Annotated in this window: 1 protein-coding gene; it reads right to left on the reverse strand. The window is 63.1% G+C overall.

The window, feature by feature from the left end; genetic code table 11:
• Positions 1-235: 235 nt before the first annotated feature.
• Entirely contained in the window at positions 236-1,006 is a 771-nt protein-coding gene (locus AB0M56_RS50575) for a serine protease (protein ID WP_364190860.1), read from the reverse strand.
• Positions 1,007-1,358: the final 352 nt, after the last annotated feature.

Genomic DNA, 1,358 nt, shown 5'->3' on the forward strand with positions numbered 1-1,358 from the left:
GCATCCGCGTGTCCGCACCCGGCGAGTTCACGTCTGCCAACCTCGCGCTCTTGGCGTCGGTCCTGCACCCCCGTGACTGACTGTTCATTCCGGGGTGCACGGCTGGAACGGTGGGAATATCGATGAGAAACCGGTCGTGACGGCCCCTGCCCAAGCGCGTCGCCCCGGCGAAGACGGCGCGGCTGTCGCCGGAAACAGAAACTGGGCTGGAGGTGAGGCCATTCGTTAATGAATCCTACGAGTGGATGTGCTGGCTGATCCAGTCTCGGTAGAATGTCGCGTCGGTGTAGATGCCAGCCTTTTCCGTGCACACGTCAGTTTGCCCGTGGCTGGTTGCGCCGACAAGTAGCCAACGACCGTAGCGATTGACCATCGCAGGGCCGCCTGAGTCTCCATGGCACGCGTTGGCGGTGCCTCCGTTGTTGTCCGTGCAGAGCTGGCTTGCCGGGTCGAACAGCGGGTCGTCGCAGGCCGACGTGTCGGCTATGGAAGTGTCCAGTTGCTGCAGGATCACGGGCGCATCGCAGCCGTGGGTCACACATGTGGTGCCCCAGCCGAGCTCGCGAATCGGTGTCCCGACCACTGGCGTGGAGCCGATGGCGACCGGAGTCGCGACGACCGGTTCGGCGAGGTGCACCAAGCCGATGTCATCGTTCAACTTCGTGTCCCAGTTCTCGTGCCGGATGAACCGGTCCGCCCCAACCAACTCCCCGCCGCGTGTGCGATCGATCGATCCGACGCGGAATTGGTACTGCGCCGGGTCCGCCACGTCGAGCGTGCGAGGATCACTCACGCAGTGCCCGGCGGTGACGAGCCATTGGGAGGAGATCAGGCTGGCGCCACAAACTTGTTTGCCGCTCTTGTCCTGTATGGACGCCATGAAGGTGTAGGTCTCGGTTGCGTTCGTGCCACCGACGATTGATGTACCTGCACTCGCCGGCGTGGCGAGCCCGACTGCCGCCGTGGCGCTGATGGCCAGGCATGCCGCCATGGTTCGTTGCCTCACCGAGGTCTCCTTCCGAGCATAGAGGAGCGCGGCTGAACGAACGCTGAAACGACCTGAAGAAGTCTTCAGGAATGTGCCCAACAATCTGCGGGAATTCCAACCCACGCGGACGCGGGTATGCGCTGAGCTCGACCGTCGAGCACCTGAGATGCCGCCCATGGCGATGTCGCACTTGGGCGTCAATGTGGACGTTGGCCGGGCTGTCGATTCGCCGGTGTGGGCGAGCCGGGGACGGTGTGGGTGAGTGAGTAATGGCTTAGTACTCCAGCCGCACTTCGTGATACTTGCCGTGTAGTGTGTCGCTCTTGTGTTGAGCGATGATGATCTGGTGGCCTGGGTGTCCGGGTTGGAT

Source organism: Amycolatopsis sp. NPDC051372 (assembly GCF_040682095.1).
Classification (GTDB): domain Bacteria; phylum Actinomycetota; class Actinomycetes; order Mycobacteriales; family Pseudonocardiaceae; genus Amycolatopsis.